Source organism: Bacillus sp. LBG-1-113, from assembly GCF_020708615.1.
In the GTDB taxonomy this organism is placed as follows: Bacteria; Bacillota; Bacilli; order Bacillales; family Bacillaceae; genus Bacillus; species Bacillus mojavensis.
The window spans coordinates 208,592-229,387 of record NZ_JAJFDG010000004.1; the positions used below are offsets into that span (position 1 = coordinate 208,592).

The 20,796-nt window shown below is 43.9% G+C and carries 17 protein-coding genes and 1 pseudogene; 9 read left to right on the forward strand and 9 right to left on the reverse strand.

Annotated elements, in window-relative coordinates; genetic code table 11:
- Positions 1–5 precede the first annotated feature (5 nt).
- On the forward strand, positions 6–1,469 hold the full coding sequence (locus LJF29_RS12670) for a formylglycine-generating enzyme family protein (RefSeq protein WP_024120544.1): 1,464 nt from the start codon (positions 6–8) through the stop codon (positions 1,467–1,469).
- Positions 1,470–2,069: 600 nt separating this feature from the next.
- On the opposite strand, the gene yfmF is transcribed toward LJF29_RS12670, so the two are convergent.
- From yfmF to LJF29_RS12695, 5 genes are all read right to left on the reverse strand, one after another.
- Positions 2,070–2,867: a Fe(3+)-citrate ABC transporter ATP-binding protein YfmF gene (gene yfmF / locus LJF29_RS12675; RefSeq protein ID WP_010333352.1), complete on the reverse strand. Its 798-nt coding sequence runs from the start codon at positions 2,865–2,867 to the stop codon at positions 2,070–2,072.
- 12 nt (positions 2,868–2,879) lie between these two features.
- Positions 2,880–3,881, reverse strand: coding sequence for a Fe(3+)-citrate ABC transporter permease YfmE (yfmE, locus tag LJF29_RS12680; RefSeq protein ID WP_229148884.1), 1,002 nt, complete (start codon positions 3,879–3,881; stop codon positions 2,880–2,882).
- Positions 3,878–4,879, reverse strand: coding sequence for a Fe(3+) dicitrate ABC transporter permease FecD (gene fecD / locus LJF29_RS12685; protein WP_229148886.1), 1,002 nt, complete (start codon positions 4,877–4,879; stop codon positions 3,878–3,880). The genes yfmE and fecD overlap by 4 nt, the downstream gene beginning before the upstream one ends.
- 71 nt (positions 4,880–4,950) lie before the next feature.
- Positions 4,951–5,901 carry an ABC transporter substrate-binding protein gene (locus LJF29_RS12690; protein ID WP_229148888.1) on the reverse strand — a complete coding sequence of 317 codons (951 nt, stop codon included), beginning with the start codon at positions 5,899–5,901 and terminating at the stop codon, positions 4,951–4,953.
- Between the two features lie 118 nt (positions 5,902–6,019).
- On the reverse strand, positions 6,020–6,388 hold the full coding sequence (locus tag LJF29_RS12695; RefSeq protein WP_010333356.1) for a DUF3212 family protein: 369 nt from the start codon (positions 6,386–6,388) through the stop codon (positions 6,020–6,022).
- A 236-nt stretch (positions 6,389–6,624) separates the two neighbouring features.
- On the opposite strand from LJF29_RS12695, the gene LJF29_RS12700 reads away from it, so the two are divergent.
- The 3 genes from LJF29_RS12700 (at position 6,625) to LJF29_RS12710 (ending at position 9,997) form a co-directional block, all read left to right on the forward strand.
- The gene (locus tag LJF29_RS12700) at positions 6,625–6,972 is read left to right on the forward strand and encodes a general stress protein (protein WP_229148889.1); all 348 of its coding nucleotides are present in this window, start codon (positions 6,625–6,627) and stop codon (positions 6,970–6,972) included.
- A 198-nt stretch (positions 6,973–7,170) separates the two neighbouring features.
- Positions 7,171–8,433, forward strand: coding sequence for a pectate lyase family protein (locus LJF29_RS12705; protein WP_229148891.1), 1,263 nt, complete (start codon positions 7,171–7,173; stop codon positions 8,431–8,433).
- 127 nt (positions 8,434–8,560) lie between these two features.
- Positions 8,561–9,997 (forward strand): anion permease, encoded by a 1,437-nt coding sequence (locus tag LJF29_RS12710; RefSeq protein WP_229148892.1) that lies wholly within the window; start codon positions 8,561–8,563, stop codon positions 9,995–9,997.
- Between the two features lie 1,023 nt (positions 9,998–11,020).
- On the opposite strand, the gene LJF29_RS12715 is transcribed toward LJF29_RS12710, so the two are convergent.
- The 4 genes from LJF29_RS12715 to LJF29_RS12730 are packed head-to-tail and all read right to left on the reverse strand — an operon-like array spanning position 11,021 to position 14,862.
- On the reverse strand, positions 11,021–11,692 hold the full coding sequence (locus LJF29_RS12715; protein ID WP_229148900.1) for a glycosyltransferase family protein: 672 nt from the start codon (positions 11,690–11,692) through the stop codon (positions 11,021–11,023).
- On the reverse strand, positions 11,689–12,396 hold the full coding sequence (locus tag LJF29_RS12720; protein WP_229148901.1) for a class I SAM-dependent methyltransferase: 708 nt from the start codon (positions 12,394–12,396) through the stop codon (positions 11,689–11,691). The genes LJF29_RS12715 and LJF29_RS12720 overlap by 4 nt, the downstream gene beginning before the upstream one ends.
- Positions 12,383–13,489, reverse strand: a complete 1,107-nt coding sequence (locus LJF29_RS12725) for a glycosyltransferase (protein ID WP_229148903.1) — start codon at positions 13,487–13,489, stop codon at positions 12,383–12,385. The genes LJF29_RS12720 and LJF29_RS12725 overlap by 14 nt, the downstream gene beginning before the upstream one ends.
- Positions 13,486–14,862 (reverse strand): glycosyltransferase family 2 protein, encoded by a 1,377-nt coding sequence (locus LJF29_RS12730; protein WP_229148905.1) that lies wholly within the window; start codon positions 14,860–14,862, stop codon positions 13,486–13,488. The genes LJF29_RS12725 and LJF29_RS12730 overlap by 4 nt, the downstream gene beginning before the upstream one ends.
- A gap of 233 nt (positions 14,863–15,095) precedes the next feature.
- On the opposite strand from LJF29_RS12730, the pseudogene LJF29_RS12735 reads away from it, so the two are divergent.
- From LJF29_RS12735 to LJF29_RS12755, 5 genes and pseudogenes are all read left to right on the forward strand, one after another.
- A pseudogene (locus tag LJF29_RS12735) lies at positions 15,096–16,728 on the forward strand (ATP-binding protein).
- A complete protein-coding gene (locus tag LJF29_RS12740) occupies positions 16,700–17,380 on the forward strand; it encodes a response regulator (protein ID WP_229148906.1) in 681 nt (226 codons plus the stop codon). The pseudogene LJF29_RS12735 and the gene LJF29_RS12740 overlap by 29 nt, the downstream one beginning before the upstream one ends.
- A gap of 2 nt (positions 17,381–17,382) precedes the next feature.
- On the forward strand, positions 17,383–18,342 hold the full coding sequence (locus LJF29_RS12745; protein WP_229148907.1) for a tripartite tricarboxylate transporter substrate binding protein: 960 nt from the start codon (positions 17,383–17,385) through the stop codon (positions 18,340–18,342).
- A gap of 197 nt (positions 18,343–18,539) precedes the next feature.
- Positions 18,540–19,841, forward strand: a complete 1,302-nt coding sequence (citM, locus tag LJF29_RS12750) for a citrate transporter CitM (RefSeq protein ID WP_229148909.1) — start codon at positions 18,540–18,542, stop codon at positions 19,839–19,841.
- Positions 19,842–19,896: 55 nt separating this feature from the next.
- Positions 19,897–20,691: an MBL fold metallo-hydrolase gene (locus LJF29_RS12755; RefSeq protein ID WP_229148911.1), complete on the forward strand. Its 795-nt coding sequence runs from the start codon at positions 19,897–19,899 to the stop codon at positions 20,689–20,691.
- Positions 20,692–20,796: the final 105 nt, after the last annotated feature.

Consider the following 20,796-nt stretch of genomic DNA (forward strand, 5'->3'; position numbering starts at 1 on the left):
GTAAATTGACACTATTAATGCAAGATCATAAATCAATTTACAATAAAGATATAGAAATATTAATTGAAGTTGAAGAACTTATTACTTCTGTTCCAGAAAATAAAAAAAATGATTTTAAGAGTTTAATCGATAATAGAATTATGACTCTACTAAATAAAATTCAACACCCTGTAGCAGCTGAAAATGTGTTTGGTATGTGTATTGCTTACCCGAATACTTACATAAGGTATAGATTAATTGATTTCGTTGAAAAATGGGTACCTTATTTCTCTGCTGTAGAAACTATAATCAATCTAACCCAGGATCCGGATGATTTAGTTTCTTTTAAAGCTATGGATGTGTGTGCAAATCATAAAATTGAAGAATCGTTAGCATATTTGTCTTCAATCATTGATGATGTCCGGGAGAGTATAAGCTACCCTAAAAAACCTGTGGGACTAGGGGCCCAAAAAGTATTATCTACATTATTAGATATATTCGGTGTTGAAAAATATGAAGAGCTAGTAATGCTAAAAAATTATTTTGATCAAAATGGTATCCTTCCTAATAACTTTGACTTTGAAGAAAAAATTCCTCAAAGTCTAATAGAGGAATTCGAAAAAACAGAAGAAGATGGGATGATATTAATTCCGGGTGGCTTTTTTGAATTCGGTTTAAATGAAAATGAAATTCCTGACAAAACATTTAATTGGAAAGATGCTGTTCCTAGACAAAAAGTATGGTTACCTCCCTTTTTTATTGATAAGTATCCTGTTACAAATAAAGATTATGATATCTTTACCGAGTTCACAGAGGAAAATGGGCATATATTCTGTCATCCTAATGAACCACAGAATAAACAACATAGAAGAAATACATATTGGGATGATAGGTATTTAGATAATCATCCCGTTACAGGTATAGATTTTTATGATGCATTTGCTTACGCAAGATATAAGGGGAAAGAATTGCCAACCGAGTTTCAATGGGAAAAAGCTGCTCGAGGCGAAAAAGGTAATATCTGGCCTTGGGGAGATAAATTTGATCCTGCAAAGGTTCAATATGCTGGAAGTCTTTATAATGAACCCATTACTTCTTTAAAGTCCTGGAGAGAAAATTTATTAAAAGCTCATGCTGATAAAGAATTAAATCATTTAACAAGTGATATTTTTGAACAAAATGGTGAAAGTCCCTATGGAGTATGCGGTATGATCGGCGGAACATGGGAGTGGACTAGAAGTGAGCTTAAAACAAAGAGAGCTTTCCACCCTATTTTTGAGAATGTACCATTTAATAGTGTTAACTCATTTGCCGTTCTTAAAGGAGGATCATTCTTCTCTCATCCAGGCTTAATGTTCCCTTCCTTTAGAGCAAAAGATATTCCTTTCTGTCGACACAATGAAATGGGAATTAGGTGCGTAAAGAATATTCCAGTATATAAAATTAGAGAATCAATTAATGGGCCAATTACTAATAAAGCAATTTATTAATCATTCTAGATTAGAGACTTGATAAAAGTATACTAACATTGTGTGATAATGTTCGGCTTGTACAAAAAACAATGTTTTTTCTGCAAGCTTTTATTTTAAATGTTTTTAATAATTATCAGGATTGAGAATCAGAAAAAGAGACATTAAGCCCAAGCTCCGTTGAATATTTAAATCTTCAATATATTTTTGTGATAAATATATATTATTCTGTCAATTTGCATTTCGATTTTTAATTGAACCTGCAATAGCAAAGCCCCTTACCACTGTTTTGATTCTTTCTTTTTCTGATACACAATCTAATTTTGTCACTTTTTTTGGTCTTTCCACACATTTCGAGGGATGACTTACTATAATTCTTTCGGTCTTTTCTATGTATGAGATAAAGTTTATGTCTTGTTGAGAATCGAAGAGATATACAACTTTAACAAGTTGGTCAATAAGAACAAATTTAACTTTATATTAAGAGTTTCTCGTGTGGAACATGAGAAGAATAACATGTTTTTTTAGTTAAACATCAATTAAATGTGAGAATGAAATATTATAAGGGAAAATGAAGGCTGTCAAGTTTCTCGACAGCCTAGGGTATCCTCTCCTTTTTCATCACGTCCGTAGTTTCGGGCACAGTCCCATCGGCAGGCACATCGGCTTCTGGTCGATCGGGCTTCTCATGATGCAGCATTCCAAGCCGAAGACTTCCCGGAAAAACGGCTGGGTAAAGACGTCTTCCGGTGTTCCGGCATTGTAGATTTTTCCGTCCAGTACGCTGATCAGATAGTCAGCATATTGAGCGGCTTGGTTTAAGTCGTGAAGCACCATGACAACTGTTCGTCCATGATCCCGGTTCAGCTTTTTCAGCAGCTCCAGCACTTCAATTTGGTGAGAAATGTCCAAGTAAGTGGTCGGTTCATCGAGCAAAAGCAAATCAGTGCCTTGTGCAAGCGCCATGGAAATCCAGGCTCTTTGTCTTTGACCACCTGAAAGGGCATCAAGTGTCCGATCCTTCAGTTCATTCATCCCGGTTGCGTCAAGCGCCCACTCTACCATATCGTGATCCTCTTGCGTATGCTTGGATAACAGTTTTTTATGAGGATGTCTGCCGAAATAGCATAGTTCCTGTACCGTCAATCCTTCTGGCGCCTGAGGAGACTGAGGAAGAATCGCCAGCTTTTTAGCCACTTCTTTGGACGGCTGGCGATGAATATCTTTTCCTTCTAATAGAACCGTGCCGCTTTTTGGAGCCATCAGCCTGGCAAGCGATTTGAGGATTGTTGATTTTCCGCAGCCGTTGGCGCCGATGAGCACAGTGATCTTTCCTTCTTCAATCTTTAAATCGACTCCGTCAATAATCACTGTGCTGTCATATGAAAGAGTGAGCTGGTCTGCAGCCAGTTTTCCCATGGTATCCTCTCCCTACTGTTTCCTCGCTTCGAATTTCAATAAATATAAAAAATAAGGCGCGCCGATCACAGCTGTCAATATGCCGGCTGGTATCTCAACCGGAGGCATGATGCCGCGTCCTAATGTATCTGCGATTAGTAATATAATAGCACCGATTAATGCCGATGCAGGCAGTAAATATTTAGCTTTTTCTCCGGCAAGCCTTCTGGCGATATGCGGAGCGAGCAGCCCGATAAAACCGATTGATCCGACGACGGCTACACAGCTCCCAGCCAGCGCAACTGCGGTGAAAATCAGAATGAATCTCAGCCTGTTTGCGTTTTCGCCGAGACCCTGCGCTAGCTCATCTCCGAGTGACATCAGATCCAGCTTCGGAATGAGGATGCAGACAATCGGCAAAAGGACAAGAAGCCATGGCGCAAGGAGCTTGACTTCTTCCCAGTTTCTCCCCCAGAGGCTGCCTGTCAGCCAAATGAGCGCTGCATTGACGTCCCCCGGAAATTTGACCATCATATATTGCATGCCGGCGTGGCAGACCGCGCCTAAGGCAATGCCTGATAAAGCCAAGGAAGAAGGCTGAATGCTTTTTTTGCGGGCTATCATTAATAATATTACCGCAATAATGGCTGCTCCGGCAAATGCGGAGAACGGCAGCACGTAGACCGGAGACTCAGGAAAAATGAGAATCACGGCCATGGCAGCCAGTCCGGACCCTTTTGAAATTCCGACAACGTCCGGAGACGCAAGGGGATTTCGGATGACACCCTGCAAAATGGCTCCGGCAGCGGCCAGTCCGGCGCCTGCCAAAATCGCCAGTATAATGCGGGGGAGCCGGTACTGCTGAATAATAAACTCGAAGGAATGATCCATCCCTAACAGATTCGTAACCACCGCATCAGGTGAAATATACAATGCCCCGAAGCCGATGCTGATCACGGACAGCACTAGCAAGATGACAGCCAATATGAGGATGGCCAGCAAGGGGCGTTTTTGTTTTCTGGTTGATTTCTTCATTTCAGATTTCGCCCTTTCCTTGCTAAATATAAGAAAAATGGTGTGCCGATAATGGCGGTGACAATGCCGACCGGGGATTCATAAGGGAATGCAATCCATCTGGCCAGGACATCTGCGTACACCAATAAGATGGCGCCGAACAGCGCCGAAAACGGCAGCACATATTTGTAATTTTCTCCGATCAGCTTGCGGACGATATGCGGGACGAGCAGCCCGACAAAGCCGATTGGGCCGGCAACCGCCACAGAAGCGCCGGAAAGAAGTAAAATGATAAAGCTGATCAGAATCCGCATGCCGTTCATGTTTTGCCCGAGTCCTTTTGCCGTTTCATCACCGAGTCCGAGAACAGAAACGGGACCTGAAAACACAAGGGCAAGCCCGATGCCGATGACAGATAACGGGGCAATGGTCATGACGTCCTGCCAGTTGCTGCCGTCAATCGCACCCGTCATCCAATACAGCACATCCTCTCCCGACTCATTTAAAATAATAATCGCCTGTGTCATGGAGGACAGGAACAAATGCACCGCCATTCCTGACAACGCCAGTTTGACAGGTGTCATTCCACCGGAAGAGGCAATCATATACACAATTGCGCCGCCTGCCGCCGCACCTGCAAAAGCAAACACAACCGATGAGTAGGACGACGCCGGCAGAATGACGAGAGAAGCAACGACAAACAGCGATGCACCCGCATTCACACCGAAAATTTGAGGTGAAGCCAGAGGGTTTCTTGTCATGGCCTGCATCAGCGCCCCAGCTACAGCCAGGCTGGCGCCGACGAAAACACCGATTAATGTGCGGGGGAGGCGAAGAGTAGAGATGATAAGCTGTTCTTTTGATCCGTCCCATACAAAAAGATATGTCAAAGCATCAATGATGCCGATGTCTGAGGCGCCTACTGAGAGATTCAGCCCAAGCCCGAAAATAAGGATGATCAGTGCAATGATAAAAACCATTAATCTTGATGATGAGCGCCGTTTGGCTGAGTAATACAACAGTCTCACTTCCTTACTGCGTCTGTTTGCAAAAACGAAGAAGCAAGGATTCTCCTCGCTTCTCTTTTGTCCTACTTATTATACACTTTTTTGAGCACGTCTTTGGCGCTTGTTTCACTGGATTTGATTCCTCTGAATCTTGTCCAAATGTCGCGGTCTGCATCGTAGATTTGTCCGTTTTTCACCGCTTTTAGGTTTTTCCAGAGCGGATTCTTTTTCCACTCATCTACGATTGTTTTACCCTCGTTGGCTGAAATAAACAAAATATCAGGATCGATTTTGCTTAACTGCTCGAGGCTGACCTCTTGATACGCGTTATCTGACTTCACGGCGTGCGTAAAGCCGAGCATGCTGAAGATTTCTCCGTCATAAGAAGATGACGTATGAAGCTGGAAGGAATCGGCTCTTGCCACTCCGAGAACGATGCTGCGGTCTTCATCTTTCGGAAGCTCCGCTTTCAGACCGTTAATGACCTTTGTATGATCGGCGAGTTTTTCTTTTCCTTCTTTTTCTTTATTTAATGCTTTAGAAATGGTTTTGAAGCTGTCCATTGTTTCATCATAAGTCGCTTCCCGGCTTTTTAATTCAACGGTCGGCGCAATTTGTTTCAGCTGTTTGTAAATGTTTTTATGGCGTTCAGCGTCAGCGATGATTAAATCAGGCTTCAAGGAGCTGATGACCTCAAGATTCGGTTCGCTTCGCGTGCCTACTGATGTATAATCAATCGAGCTGCCAACCAGCTTTTGAATCATGTCTTTTTTGTTGTCATCGGCGATGCCGACCGGCGTGATGCCGAGATTGTAGACAGCATCCAGGAATGAAAGCTCAAGCACAACGACTCTTTTAGGTGTGCCGGTCACTGTTGTTTTCCCGTCTTCGTGCTGAATGACTCTTGAATCCTTAGATTTGCTTCCGGCTTTGCTGCCGCTGTTATCCTGACTTGATGAACAGCCGGATATAAGGAAACAAGCGATTAATAAAACACTGATGATGGCAATAAACTTATTAGGATAGGTGCGCATTTGTTTTCTTCCTTTTTTTCTGAATTTAATAATGAGAATCATTATCACAAATAAACACTATAATAGTATGGCTTTCTATGTCAATATTTTTTAAATAAAGAAACAGAAGCCCTCTGTTTTATGTTTTTTTGATGTAAGCGTCATCTGGCACAAATAAATCGTACACAGCATCGCCATGTCTGTGGGATAAAAACGAACTGGCGTTGGCTTTAGAGGCTTCAAGCATATCTCTGCTGACATGGGGAAGGAGAACGCTGAGATAGCCGGACAATTTTTTTTCTATTTCTTCAGAGATCGCAAATTCAATGTCTCCGATATTCATAACAATAGAGAAAACAAAGTCAATATCGATGTGAAATGTTTTCTCGGCGAAGATGGCAAGCTGATGAATGCCTGCTGAATAGCCGACACGCTGATGGAAGACCTGTTTTACTAAATCACTCACAACCCACGCATTGTATTGCTGTTTTGGTGAAAAGTATTGCATTGGACATACCTCCTGCTTGTACGGATAAAGATGGCGATTCAAAATCGGACACTCCGTGCAGCGGTTTTGATTTAAGACTATTCTGAAAATACTATGTTCCTATCACTTTACCATGATCAGAAAATAAATATCTACTACCATTCTTCCTGTTTTTATGCCTAATGCTCTGGATGCTGTTTCATAGAAACAGGATCGGGTATAACCATAACATAGAAATGATGAAGGAGGAATTAGAAATGAAACCAGTTGTAAGAGAATATACAAACGACGAACAGCTCATGAAGGATGTAGAAAAACTACAGCAAATGGGTGTCGCAAAAGAGGATGTATACGTCTTAACTCACGACGATGACAGAACGGAACGACTGGCAGACAACACCAATGCCAACACGATCGGAGCCAAAGAAACAGGTTTCAAACACGCGGTAGGGAACATGTTTAACAAAAAAGGGGACGAGCTTCGCAATAAAATTCATGAAATCGGTTTTTCAGAAGACGAAGCGGCTCAGTTTGAAAAACGGCTCGATGAAGGGAAAGTCCTTCTCTTTGTGACAGACAACGAAAAAGTAAAATCTTGGGTGTGACGCAGGATTGTAACCCCAAAAGGCGATTATCGTCCTTTTGGGGTTTTTTATTTTTGCGGTCTTTGCGGTGTTTTTTTGCAGGATACCGCAATAATAGGCGGTACATTTTCGGTTATGGATGTCCATGAATTTGCTATTATATTTTTGTGAGAAAATGGAACAAATTCTCATAAAATAGAAAATGGGGGTTCATACTGAATGAAAAAAGTGATGTTAGCTACGGCTTTGCTATTAGGCTTGACTCCGGTTGGGGCGAACGCAGCGGATTTGGGCCATCAGACGTTAGGATCGAATGATGGCTGGGGAGCCTACTCGACCGGCACAACAGGCGGATCAAAAGCCTCGTCATCCCACGTATATACAGTCAGCAACAGGAATCAGCTCGTTTCGGCTTTGGGCAAGGACACAAACACAACGCGAAAAATCATTTATATCAAGGGAACGATTGACATGAATGTTGATGACAATTTGAAGCCGCTTGGTCTGAATGATTATAAAGATCCAGAGTACGATCTGAACAAATATTTGAAGGCTTATGACCCAGGCACATGGGGCAAAAAAGAACCATCCGGAGCACAGGAAGAGGCCAGAGCACGCTCACAGAAAAACCAAAAAGCACGCGTGATGGTGGATATCCCTGCAAATACGACGATCGTCGGTTCAGGGTCAAATGCTAAAATTCTGGGCGGAAACTTCCAGATCAAGAGCGATAACGTCATTATCCGCAATATCGAATTCCAAGACGCATATGACTATTTTCCGCAATGGGATCCGACTGACGGAAGTTCAGGAAACTGGAACTCACAATATGACAACATCACAATAAACGGCGGTACACATGTATGGGTCGATCACTGTACATTTAATGACGGTTCCCGTCCAGACAGCACCTCTCCAAAATATTTTGGAAGAGAATATCAGCACCATGACGGCCAAACTGATGCCTCTAACGGCGCTAACTACATTACAATGTCTTATAACTTCTATCATGATCATGATAAAAGCTCCATTTTTGGATCAAGCGACAGCAAAACTTCTGATGACGGCAAATTAAAAATCACACTGCATCACAACCGCTACAAAAATATCGTTCAGCGCGCACCGAGAGTCCGTTTTGGACAGGTACACGTTTACAACAACTATTATGAAGGCAGTACAAGCTCTTCCAGTTATGCTTTCAGCTATGCCTGGGGAATTGGAAAATCATCTAAAATTTACGCACAAAACAATGCCATTGACGTTCCGGGATTGACCGCTGCTAAAACGATCAGCGTATTCAGCGGAGGAACGGCCTTATATGATTCCGGCACATTGCTGAACGGTACGCAGATCAACGCATCGGCTGCAAACGGGCTGAGCTCCTCTGTCGGATGGACGCCATCTCTGCACGGAACAATTGATGCTTCCGCGAATGTGAAATCGAATGTTACATCTCAAGCGGGCGCGGGTAAACTAAATTAAGTAGAAAAAAACACAAAGGGTGCTCACCTTTGTGTTTTTTTTAATTAATTAAAATGTTTATTAACTTAGTTAAGGAGTAGAATGGGAAAGGGGATCGGAAAACAAGTATATAGGAGGAGACCTATTTATGGCTTCAGAAAAAGACGCAGGAAAACAGTCATCAGTAAAGCTTGTTCCATTGCTTATTACTGTCGCTGTGGGACTAATCATCTGGTTTATTCCCGCTCCGTCCGGACTTGAACCTAAAGCATGGCATTTGTTTGCGATTTTCGTCGCGACAATTATCGGCTTTATCTCCAAGCCCTTGCCAATGGGTGCAATTGCAATTTTTGCATTGGCGGTTACTGCACTAACTGGAACATTATCAATTGAGGATACATTAAGCGGATTCGGGAATAAGACCATCTGGCTTATCGTCATCGCATTCTTTATTTCCCGGGGATTTATCAAGACCGGGCTAGGTGCGAGAATTTCGTATGTATTCGTTCAGAAATTCGGGAAGAAAACCCTTGGACTTTCTTATTCACTGCTGTTCAGTGATTTAATATTATCACCTGCTATTCCAAGTAATACGGCGCGTGCAGGAGGCATTATATTTCCTATTATCAGATCATTATCCGAAACATTCGGATCAAGCCCGGCAGATGGAACAGAAAGAAAAATCGGTGCTTTCTTATTAAAAACCGGTTTTCAGGGAAACTTGATTACATCTGCTATGTTCCTGACGGCGATGGCGGCAAACCCGCTGATTGCCAAGCTGGCCCATGATGTCGCAGGGGTGGACTTAACATGGACAAGCTGGGCAATTGCCGCGATTGTTCCGGGACTTGTAAGTTTAATCATCACGCCGCTTGTGATTTACAAGCTGTATCCGCCGGAAATTAAAGAAACACCGGACGCAGCGAAAATCGCAACCGAAAAACTGAAAGAAATGGGACCATTTAAAAAATCAGAGCTTTCCATGGTTATTGTGTTTCTTTTAGTGCTTGTTCTTTGGATTTTTGGCGGCAGCTTCAACATCGACGCAACTACAACCGCATTGATTGGGTTGTCAGTTCTTTTATTATCACAGGTTCTGACTTGGGATGATATCAAGAAAGAACAGGGCGCTTGGGATACGCTCACTTGGTTTGCGGCGCTCGTTATGCTGGCCAACTTCCTGAATGAATTAGGCATGGTTTCTTGGTTCAGCAACGCCATGAAATCATCTGTATCAGGATTCTCTTGGATTGTGGCATTTTTAATTTTAATTGTTGTGTATTATTACTCTCACTACTTCTTTGCAAGTGCGACGGCTCACATCAGTGCGATGTATTCAGCATTTTTGGCTGTGGTCGTGGCAGCGGGCGCACCGCCACTTTTAGCAGCGCTGAGCCTCGCATTCTTCAGCAATCTGTTCGGGTCAACAACCCACTATGGTTCTGGAGCGGCTCCGGTCTTCTTCGGAGCAGGCTACATTTCGCAAGGCAAATGGTGGTCTATCGGATTTATCCTGTCGATCGTTCATATTGTCACCTGGCTTGTGATCGGCGGGTTATGGTGGAAATTATTAGGAATATGGTAAAGTCTAAACTTGAAGAGAAGAATATAGTTTCTCTTCAAGTTTTTTATTATGAAACAAAAAATAACAGAATATTTACAAAAATATTAAAAAAGAGAAATTTAAAGTATTTACCCAGATTTCAACTCATGATATTATTTACTCAATTAGTTCACATAAACCTTTGTTGTAATTTTATAGAAGGGTTCTAGTAGAGTTATTATCTTGAAATATCGCTTTTCAAATTAAGTAAACAATGAAAAAAATTAATAATATTTATTTGAATATTCCGTGTATTTGAAGGAGGTGATTTTATGTTGGAATTTCTTTTGGACTTGTTTGTCTCTATCTCAATTGGTTAATGGCATTAAAACATGATTTGTTAATGCATGAAAGGAGGAGATAACATGTTGGAACTTCTTTTAGACTTGTTTGTCTCTATCTCAATTGGTTAATTGCATTAAAACGATTTCATTAATGCATGAAAGGAGGAGATAACATGTTGGAACTTCTTTTAGACTTGTTTGTCTCTATCTCAATTGGTTAATTGCATTAAAACGATTTCATTAATGCATGAAAGGAGGAGATAACATGTTGGAGCTTCTTTTAGACTTGTTTGTCTCTATCTCAATTGGTTAATTGCATTAAAACGATTTCATTAATGCATGAAAGGAGGAGATAACATGTTGGAACTTCTTTTAAATCTACTTATCTCAATTAACTAAACCCTTAATTGATTACATAATGGCTTCAATTTACACTGATAAAAGTTAGAATTCCTATGCACCAAGGCGCAATAGAACTTATTTTTATTAATATTATTAGCAGAAAAATTTAGCAACCCAAAAAGGTAATAGGCCTCACAAAGATTGTAGAAAAAACACTTATTTTCTACAATCTTTTTTCATTTTGAAGGTTTCCTAAGTAGCCTATTTGGGCTTGAAATCGAAAAAAAACCACTTAAAAACTTTTCACTAACTTCGGCTTTTTCAATTGCAAAAGCTAAATGAGACCAGCAGCGCATTGGATGTGCCTATTAAAGCCTCCTCATGATTTAAAATACTCCCTCAAAAATTTTTCAAGGTAATCAGAATACTGGTCAGAATCAAACTCATTGCCGCATGCATGTATGACCCATGGCTCTTTCTGATGGGGGATGCCGACCAAATACCCCTTTTTTCTGAACTCAAAGCATTGCGAAGTATCATACAAATGCCAGCCGTCAAAGATCTCTTTCCGCCACGGGAGATCGTACTGGGTGGCCAGCAATAAACCGTCTAATGCTTCAACTGTTTTCACGGTTCCGTCTATCTCATCAAACGACAAATAGCTATACGTACTGCGGTATTCAATGACTTTTCCCGCTTTTTTAGATGCCTCCCACCAAATCCCGCTTTGCGGCACTTCTTCAGCTCCTATGACGCCTATCATGCCAAGCGCATCGTTCTGCTGAAAGACATGCAGGATATCGTAAATAAATGAACGATTGATGATAAATGTATCCTGATGTACATACACTTTATATTTTGCGTCTGACTGATGCATTGCCGCCTGGTAGCCGGAGGCCATACTGTCAGCCTTTCGGATATCGATTAACTCAACCTCCATATGAGGCGGCACTGAAAGAGACTGGATATGCCTCAGGCAGAGGTCATAAAGGGTGTCATCATTGACACATGTAATGAAGCAAATGGAATTTTCATTTACATGCTGTTTCATCTTTTTTGCGCCTTTATGACATATTGATAGGCCCTAGCTTCCTCCTCAAAATTTGCATGGTGAATCCCCATGTTTGCTCTGACATGTCCCAGTCCGCTGATCATTTTTTCATAATAGTGAGTCGTAAAGGAAATAGGCTCAATTTGGCTGACCTTGTAACCCGTTTCATGAAACATTTTCTTCATTTCCTGCAAGGTGAAGAAACGGAAGTGTGTTTTATCGAGCAGCCCAGCCTGTGTATACGTCCATTTGCCGGACAGCAGACTTTCAAAAATTGAGATATGCCCGATATTCGGAATGCTTGCCAAAATGCTCCCTGTTTCGTTTACGTAAGGCTTCATGTTAGCTAACACTGCCCAAGGGTCTATTAAGTGCTCCAATACATCCCCGAAGATGACGTGATCAAATGTGTTTTTTTCAAAAGGCAGCTTAAGTGTTTCGATGTCTCCTGTTATCACTTCGTCAATGTGATGAGCGGCTTTTTCGGCAGCGGGCGGATATGATTCAATCCCATAATAGGAGCATTTCGTTTTTTTCTTAACAGCTGCGCCAAACAGGCCTTCAGCACAACCGACTTCAAGAATGGTTTTCGCATGGGGTTCTACCAGGTCAAACAGCTGCCGGTTGATGCCTTTGTAATATTCTTTATCTTTTCGCTCATATTCTTTCATAGAATCAGCAAGTGACCTTTTATTGATTTCCATGATGTTCACCTCCGGAGCCAGCCTGCTGCTGCAGGACCTCTTCAATGTATGTTTTGTTGGCAAGCATTCTTGAATCATGAGGACGGTATTGTAAAGCCGATTCATTATGCTGATAGGCAAGCTGATGCTGGCCAAGCTTATCGTAGCAGACAGCTAATTGTAAATGAGGCAGCCAGGTGGCGCAGGCGCGGTTTTGAAAAGCCAAGCTTTCTGAGCCTCTATTTTCAATTGCTTTTTCATACCAATAGACCGCGCTTTGGACATCGTTTTTTTCTAAAAAAGAGAACCCCAATCTGCAGCACGTTTCCGCTCTGGGAGGCCCGTAAACGAGCGTGTGGAGCACCCAGCTTAATTCTTTTTCCTTCAATCCCAATGAATGATAGCAATCTGCTAATTTATTGCATGCTCTGATATTATCCTCGACCCACCCCTGCTTGGTTTTCAAAAAACGCAAATAGTATTCTATCGCTTTTTCTATTTTTCCGTGATCACACAGCTCGTTTGCATAGTAAAATAAATCTCTTGGCGAAAAATCCTTCCCTGACGAGGCCATGTTTTCATAAATCCGCAGATTTCGGTCAGCGTCATGGCTAAGCGGCACATGAGAAACCGCTGCGTCACTGTGTTGGAGATTTCCGTACACCTCTAAATATTCATGGACCGCGCCGATCCACTTAAAGCCCCTTTCCCGTTTTACGAGCCGGTATCTTCGTAAGCTGGATGTGACGTTGCCTTCTTCATCAAACGCCAGGTGATAGTTCATTGATACCGCGTCAATATGCGGATCAAGCGTTCTTTTTACATCCAAGAACAGTTCTTGATCCTTCTCGGTAAACACATCATCGGCATCAAGCCATAAAATATAGTCAGCTGTTGCCTGCTGAAACGAAAAATTTCGAGCGGCCGCAAAATCGTCTATCCATTCAAAATCAAAGATGCGGTCTGTATAGCGGGCAGCGATGTCTTTCGTCTGATCAACTGAGCCGGTATCCACGATGTTCATTTCATCAGCAATCCCCTGCACAGAATCTAAGCAGCGGCCGATGACGGCTTCCTCATTTTTCACGATCATACATAGACTGATAGAAATCAAATCGCCACCTCCGCTTCAGGCTGTTTTTTCTTCATTGCATGGACAAACATGTAATCAATCTGAGCATGTTCTGACAAGTGATCCAAAGACAAACCAAATTGCCCGGCAAGATATTCGGCTTCTTGTATAAATAGCTGTATGTTCGATTCAGGAACGGCTGAATGAGAGGTGGTTGATTTTATGTCATAAAGGTGTTCGGGAAATAGTGTGTTTACGTTTTGAGGCGTGATGAAATGTGTGTGTGCCGGTGTTCCGCATAATAATGAGAAAAGCGTGTCTGCATAAGCTGTATTCGGGATGCTGCAAACCAATGAGCCTGAAGGCTTTAGATAAAGGGCAAGAGCCTCAATCGTTCGCGGGGGACACATCGCGCAGTTCAAAAGGTCTCCTATCAAAATGGCATCGAAAAAAGCTTCAGGATAAGGAAGGCGGCATGTTTCGGTATCGGCAGAAGTGACTTTTTCATAATAGGCGCTTGCTATTGTACGTAGCAATGTATCTTCTTCAATGCCGTGCAATGTACAGGTTTGCCGGTTCAACAGCTCTGCACCCGCAGCTCCTGCGCCGCAGCCGACATGCAGGATGGAGCGGGCTTTTGAAGGCACAAGGGCTGTCAGCTCTGGCTGGGGATCAATAAAAGCCGTCACATCCTGCTTCCATTTATCTACGAAGGCTTGGCGGTTGACCTGATATAGTCGGCTGATACTTACATCCGGATTGCCGGAAAACGTGGCATGCCCGTGATGATGCACGAACGAATCAAGGGCGATTTTCAGCTGATAACCGGCCTGCAGAGCGCGAAGGCACAAATCATCGTCCTCAAATGAACCGCCTCCAAAACGCTCGTCAAAGCCGCCGATTTTGTCCAGCACCTCTTTTTTGACAAGAAGGCAAAATCCGACCAGCCTTAAAACGCTTCTTGATTTGCCCCGGTGCCGCATGCAATGGCGCTGAGAAAAATCTTCAATTCCTTCTAAACTGGTGTAATCAACTGAAATTTGCTGAGGCCCGCTCACATAATTGCTTACAGGCCCGACCATGCCGATTTTATCATTATGATAAAGCAGCTTGATCATCGGCTCCAGCCAATGATTCGTCACAACAGTATCATTGTTTAAAAAAAGAACATTGTCTCCAGAAGCGGCCTCAAGGCCTTGATTGCAGGCTTTCGCGAACCCCTTGTTTGTTTCATTAAAAATCGTTTTGATTGCAGGAATCTGTTTGAGGTAGTCCTGTGTCCCGTCATGAGAGCCGTTATCTACAACAATCACTTCTATACAGTCATCATCGGTATGCGTCCATATGCTCTCCAAGCATTGTTTTGTCAGCGCCAATTGATTATAAGTCAGCACAATAATACTCGTTTTCACCATAACCACCGCCCTTCACCAAATCAATCAGATACTATATATATATCGAAATGTTCAGATGGAATGATTCCTTCCTGAAAAAAGGAGTGTTCAGCAAAACAGGCTGCTGGAAATCTGGAGAGGAAAAATCTTGATCTGAATCATAAACTCTGATCATCGATGAAATGGATTTTGAAAAATAAGAAAATTCGCGGGAGAAAAATGGTATGATCTAGGTAGAAAGGACGGCTGGTGCTGTGGTGAAAAAGCGTTTCCATTTTTCTCTGCAAACGAAAATAATGGGGTTGATTGCGGCGCTGCTGATCTTTGTGATTGGCGTGCTGACGGTCACGTTTGCCGTTCAGCAAACAAAAGAAGGGCGAAAACAGGCAGAGCAGCTGGCGGTGCAGACGGCAAGAACGATTTCCTATATGCCGCCGGCAAAGGGACTCATCGTGACGAAAGACGGGCAAGCTGCCGAGGCGCAGGAGGTCATTGAACAAATGAAAGAACAGACCGGCGCTTATGCTATTTATGTGCTTGATGAAAAAGGAATGGTCCGAATCGCCTCGGACAATAGCGAAAATAAGCATCTGACGAGAAGCAGAGAAATCCTGTTTGGAGGCTCTCACGTCTCAGAGACAAAAGCGGATGGACAAAGGGTGATTCGTGGCAGCGCACCGATTATCGAGGAACAAAAGGGGCGCAGCCAAGTGATCGGCAGCGTGTCCGTTGATTTTCTGCAAACGAAGACAGAGCAAGGCATTAAGAGACATCTGCGAGACTTAAGCTTCATGGCTGTACTCGTGCTGCTGCTTGGATTTGCCGGTGCCGCCGCGCTTGCCAAAAGCATCAGAAAGGATACGCTTGGCCTTGAGCCCCACGAAATTGCATCTCTTTATCGAGAGCGGAATGCGATGCTGCGGGCGATTAAGGAAGGGATCATCGCCACCAACCGTGAAGGCATTGTGACGATGATGAACGTATCAGCGGCTGAGATGCTTAAGCTTTCCGAGCCTGTGATGAACGTGCCTATTGATGACGTGATGCCGGGAGCAGAACTGATGTCTGTGCTTGAGCAGGAAGAAATGCAATCGAATCAGGAGGTATGTGTCAACGACCAAGTCTTTATTATCAATACAAAAGTCATGATACAAGGCGGACAGAGGTACGGAATCGTTATCAGCTTCAGAGAAAAAACAGAACTGAAAAAGCTGATTGACACGCTGACAGAGGTGCGGAAATACTCAGAGGACCTGCGCGCCCAGACTCATGAATTTTCCAATAAGCTCTACGCGATTTTAGGGCTGCTTGAGCTTGGCGAATACGAGGAAGCGATTGAACTGATTAAAGAGGAATACGCCATCCAAAATGAACAGCATGATATTTTATTCCAAAACATTCATTCGCAGCAGGTGCAGGCGATTTTGTTAGGAAAGATGAGCAAAGCATCGGAAAAAAAGGTGAAGCTGTCGATCGATGACAACAGCACACTAGGACCTCTTCCTCCTCATGTCGGCTTGTCTCATCTCATTACGATTATAGGCAACTTAATTGATAACGCTTTCGAAGCTGTAGCAGATCAAAGCGTACAGGAGGTCTCATGTTTTATTACAGATATCGGACGGGATGTTGTTATCGAAGTATCTGATACAGGGGCGGGAGTGCCGCCCGATAAGATGGAAGCGGTGTTTGAAAGAGGCTACTCTTCAAAGGGGATGAAGAGAGGCTACGGGCTCGCCAACGTAAAAGAGTCAGTGCGTGAGCTGGGAGGCTGGATCGAACTGACAAATCAAAAAAGCGGGGGAGCGGTATTTACTGTTTTTATACCGAAGGAGAAACAGACAAAGGGGGAATCCATTTGATTCACATCGTGATTGCGGAGGATGATTTTCGGGTTGCGCAAATCCATGAGAGATTGATTCAGCAGCTAGATGGATTCAGCATTATCGGCAAAGCGGGCAATGCCAAAGAGACAATGTTGCTTTTAAAGAGACACAAAACGGATTTGCTGTTATTGGATATTTATATGCCGGACGAGCTCGGAACAGCATTGATTCCAGAGATACGGAGACGGTTTCCGGACGTTGATATTATGATCATTACAGCCGCAACGGAAACCCGCCACTTACAGGAAGCGCTGCGGGCGGGAATCGCAAACTATTTGATAAAGCCCGTAACGGCTGATAAGTTCAAGCAGGTGCTGCTCCAGTATAAAGAAAAAAGGCAGGTGCTGCTGTCTCAGCCGGAGGTCAGCCAATCCATGATTGACCATATTTTCGGGGGCGCCCCTAAGGAAGCTGTCACTGCGGAGAATTTGCCGACAGGCATCAATCCGATCACACTGAAAAAAATCAAAGAGGCGCTGCGTACTGCGGCCGGAGGGATGACAGCGGAAGAACTCGGAGAAACAATGGGCGCGTCACGAACAACAGCCCGCCGTTATGCCGAGTATCTTGTGTCTAAGGAAGAAGCGCGGGCCGAGCTGGAGTACGGGATTATCGGCAGACCGGAGAGAAAATATTATTTGGCGGCTGAATAGTCATGAGAAAAATTGTGATCATATTCATTTGTCTATTAGTCTTCACACAAGGTGATATCCGGCAGGCGGCCGCTCCCCGACTGCCGGACGGGCCAGTTGAGATCGTTGTGCCTGCCGAGCCTTCCGGGGGCTGGGATGTAACGGCGCAGGCCATCCAATCCGTGCTCAGGCAAAAACAGCTGATGAAAGGCAGTATTCATATTGTGTATAAGCCCGGGAGCGGAGGCGACAAAGGCTGGAAATATGTCAACCAAAGCGGTAAGCAGACCATCAGTATGATGTCCAGTTTAATCCTGAGCAATTACCTGCTTGGACAAAGTAATTTAAAAACAGATGATTTTACGCCTCTGGCGATTCTCGCTAAGGAATGGCAGACTGTCGCTCTTCCGAAAGGATCGTCTATGAAAAGCGGGAAGGATGTGCTGAAGGAAATCAAGATGCATCCAGGCAAAGTCAAAATCGGTTTTTCTCCGGGCCTTGGCAATGACGATCAGCTCTCATTCGTCAGAGCCGCTGATATGTACGGGATTGATCCTTTTGACATTGAGTTTTTACAGTTTGACAGCAGTGAAGAATTGATTCAGGCGCTTATCAGGCATGAGATTGAAGCAGCTTCCATGACCGTTTCAGAAGCCAAGCCGTACGAGCGAAACGGCGAGATTACATTAGCCGCCGTCACGTCAGAGAAAAGGCTGCCCGGTTTTCCAAAAGTGCTGACGTGGAAAGAACAGGGCATTCCGTTTGTCTTCTCTCACTGGAGAGGGGTGCTGGGACCGAAAAACATGTCTGAGGAAGAGATCTCTTACTGGGACCAAGCATTAAAAAAGGTGACATCCTCGCCCGAATGGAAAAAGAAAATAAATGAGCAGGACTGGGAAAGCTTTTATTTAAACAGCAAGGAAACGACACGGTTTCTTGAAGAACAATCAGCGTTTTATCAAACCATCATGACAGGCAATTAAGCAAAAAGCATTCTGCCGTAGGAGGAATGCTTTTTTTGTTGGAGAAATGACCAAAAAGAACAAAACGGTTTTAAAAAATTAAAAATACATAAAAACCAAATTATTTACTTGAGAACGTTTTTCTCATACGATGACAAAAAGGCAAAAGGGGAATAGGGGATAAAATGTAAGCGGATTCATTTAAAGGGGGAATGAATGTGTTAGCAATCTTAGGATTTTTTATGATGCTTGTGTTTATGGTACTGATCATGACAAAACGGCTTTCTGTCCTGACAGCATTGGTTTTAACGCCGATTGTGTTTGCGCTGATAGCCGGTTTCGGGTTCACTGAAGTTGGCGATATGATGATCTCGGGGATTCAGCAGGTGGCGCCGACGGCTGTTATGATTATGTTTGCGATTTTATATTTTGGAATTATGATTGACACTGGGCTTTTTGATCCGATGGTTGCAAAAATATTAAATATGGTCAAAGGCGATCCGTTAAAAATTGTTGTCGGGACAGCGGTTCTTACGATGCTCGTTGCTTTGGATGGGGACGGTTCAACAACCTATATGATTACAACAAGCGCGATGCTCCCGCTCTATCTGCTGCTCGGCATCCGGCCAATTATATTGGCGGGAATCGCCGGAGTCGGCATGGGGATTATGAATACGATTCCATGGGGAGGCGCGACGCCGCGGGCGGCGAGCGCGCTCGGGGTTGATCCGGCTGAGCTGACCGGGCCGATGATCCCTGTGATCGCAAGCGGAATGCTTTGTATGGTCGCAGTTTCGTATGTTCTGGGTAAAGCGGAGCGCAAACGGCTCGGTGTGATTGAGCTGAAACAGCCGGCCGATGTCAACGAACCAGCCGCTGCGGTTGAAGATGAGTGGAAGCGGCCGAAGCTTTGGTGGTTCAATTTGTTGTTAACGCTTTCATTGATAGGGTTTTTAGTATCAGGCAAAGTCAGTTTAACGGTGCTGTTTGTCATCGCATTCTGTATTGCACTTATTGTGAATTATCCGAACCTCGATCATCAGAGACAGCGTATTTCAGCACATTCAAGCAACGTGCTGGCCATTGGCTCCATGATCTTTGCAGCAGGCGTTTTTACGGGAATTTTAACAGGCACCAAAATGGTTGACGAAATGGCGATTTCGCTTGTGTCGATGATTCCCGAACAAATGGGCGGGTTTATCCCGGCGATTGTAGCCTTAACTAGCGGCATTTTCACATATCTCATGCCAAATGACGCGTATTTTTACGGAGTGCTGCCGATTTTATCAGAAACGGCTGTCGCATACGGCGTGGATAAAGTGGAAATTGCCAGGGCTTCGATTATCGGCCAGCCGATTCATATGCTGAGCCCGCTTGTGCCATCAACACATTTGCTTGTCGGGCTTGTCGGAGTCTCCATTGACGATCATCAAAAATTCGCTTTGAAATGGGCGGTTCTCGCCGTGATTGTCATGACGGTTACCGCTTTATTGATCGGTGCCATTTCGATTTCTGCATGATAATTCGGGCGGAATGACATACACTAACGGCATACAACGTACCGGAGGTGTCTACATGAGTGATCCTTATATGCCGCTGACTTCAGTCAGAAGCGGGACTGGGTTCGAAGCCGCAAAGGGTGTACATGGTCTGACCGTGCAAATTGCGAATGTCTATTTTATTCAATATCCTTCTGAACCTCATTCATTTATTTTAATAGATGCCGGCATGCCTCAATCAGCCGGCATGATTCTACGCGAAGCAAAACAGAGATTCGGCGATGACTATCACTTGAAAGCCATTATTCTGACACACGGGCACTTTGATCATATCGGGGCCATTGAAGAGATCCTTGAGCATTGGGATGTTCCTGTTTATATTCATTCGCGGGAGATGCCTTTTGTAACCGGAAAAGAGGATTATCCGCCGGCGCGGCCAGACAGCAAAAGCGGGCTGGTCGCCAAGCTGTCGCCGCTGTTTCCGCGCCACTCAATCGATATTTCCGCTCATGTTCAAGCACTGCCTGAAGACGGCACTGTTCCGTTTCTGGACGAGTGGATCTGGATCGCCACACCTGGCCATACACCCGGCCATATTTCACTATTCCGCGAGGACGGCCATGTGCTTGTCGCAGGTGATGCGGTGATTACAGTTGAACAGGAAAAAATGGCGGACGTCTTCATTCAAAAACAGGAGCTTCACGGCCCGCCGGCTTATTTCACACCTGACACCGAGACGGCCGCCGAGTCCATTCAAAGACTTGCCGAACTAGAACCGGAAGCGCTGCTGACCGGGCACGGCATCCCAATGACAGGCAGAAACTTTCGCAGTGATTTAATGGAATTGGCCAATCATTTATCATCCCTTTGACACTCGCAAACGCGGGTGTTTTTTTATTTGTTTTTCCAAGAAGATGCAGAAAAATCATTTGTCTTCCCGCTCAAAAACGATACAATGAGAAGCATGAATGCGATT